Source organism: Serratia microhaemolytica, assembly GCF_004011885.1.
Classification (GTDB): domain Bacteria; phylum Pseudomonadota; class Gammaproteobacteria; order Enterobacterales; family Enterobacteriaceae; genus Serratia_G; species Serratia_G microhaemolytica.
Genome location: NZ_SBEF01000115.1, coordinates 1 through 1,439, shown reverse-complemented (window position 1 = coordinate 1,439; position 1,439 = coordinate 1). Strand labels below are relative to the sequence as shown.

Below are 1,439 nucleotides of genomic sequence, written 5' to 3'. Positions count from 1 at the left end.
TTTTCGCGACAGTAAGCGGATTGGGAGAGTCCGCTGTTTCGCCAGTTATCAAGATGCTGCTGTTTTTGCTGTTTGGTGTATGGCATGGTTTATTCTCAAGCAGAGGATGTGATGGCGAGAATAATGATCGTGGTCAACGAAGCTGACAAGGTGAGATGGCCGGATGTTTACGCTTCGTTGGCTCTTTACGCAGCATGTTCAATCCGATATGGCGTAAGCAGGAGAGGTTTTCAGCACCACTATTTTTATAAATCTGGCAGGCATCCTCATTCATGCTGACATCCAGAACCCAGTGCATGGACTCGATCCCCCAGTGCTCTCTCACTGCGTTGGCGGCCTGTTCGGCGGATAACGCCTTAGAGCTAATGTAATAACGCTACTCTAAAGTGAGTGCTTTGCCTTTAACCAGAGGTAAATTTTCGACCATCACGAGGCGCGTTAAGTCTTTCCATCTGCTGAAATCGCCATCCAGCACCTCTGCCGATAGCACATGGCATTGTCTTGATCCTACGCGCCCATGCCCACGTTCTGGCTTGAATTTTTCTTTATCTATCATTGCAGAACGCTGTTCTGCAAAAGCATGACGAATGGCTTTTGCCAGTTTGCTCTGATTGTTTTTGACCGCCAGTAGGTAGTTTGCACCTTGGTCAACAATGGCACTGGCTATCTGGTTTTGGCACGCCATCGCATCAATCGTGACCAGCGTCCCTCGGAGGTCAAGTAGGCTCAACAGGGCTGGAATAGCGGTGATCTCATTGCTTTTCTGGTCTGTTTTTAGCTGACCTAAGATGAGTTTATTGGCTGACGCATAGGTGCTAATCATATGAATTGTACTGTTACGGTCTTCCCGGTCGTACGAGCCTCGCAGTGTTTTTCCATCTATGGCAACGACTTGCCCGTTCGTTAGGGTATGGGAAATAACATATGGACTGATTGCATCCAACTAAGGAAACACGCATGGAATGCTTCGGGTTTGATGGTTGAAACAATTCTGGCGATCGTGTCATCGACAGGAATGTCGTTCAAAAACATTTTTTGCTGCTTAAACCAAGCGTGATGACCCAACATGTACTCACGAATGTCACACCAACCCTGTGCACCTGCTATTACCGCACATAACGAGCCAAAGAGAACATCAAAAAGGGGGTAAGTGATTTTTGCACTTTGTCTTTTGTCATGGAGTGAACTGAAATGGCGCTGAAATGATGGGAATGGCATGATTAACTCTCCTAAAAGAGAGTATAAGATCACAACGAAAACTGATCGTCAAATCGACCCGCTTTGTTCAAAAAACATTCGTGATCTTGCCCTGAGCTATGTGTCCGTTCAACCACCCAGCGGCGGGCTTTCATACCAGGCTCTTTTTTCAACGCGTCTGACTCCGCTTTTCTGCCTTGAATATGCGGAATATAACGGCGTGCTTTTAACTCGCTTTCCAA

1 protein-coding gene and 2 pseudogenes are annotated in these 1,439 nt (G+C 46.8%); all 3 read right to left on the bottom strand.

Annotation, left to right across the window (positions count from 1 at the left end):
• Nucleotides 1–86, bottom strand: an 86-nt coding sequence (gene tnpA / locus EOJ37_RS15135) for an IS66 family insertion sequence element accessory protein TnpA (RefSeq protein WP_420820626.1), incomplete at its 3' end; no start/stop codon positions are given.
• Between the two features lie 86 nt (nt 87–172).
• A pseudogene (locus EOJ37_RS14205) lies at nt 173–1,218 on the bottom strand (ISAs1 family transposase); the annotation flags it as partial.
• A 95-nt stretch (nt 1,219–1,313) separates the two neighbouring features.
• Nucleotides 1,314–1,439: pseudogene (locus tag EOJ37_RS14570) on the bottom strand (IS5/IS1182 family transposase); the annotation flags it as partial.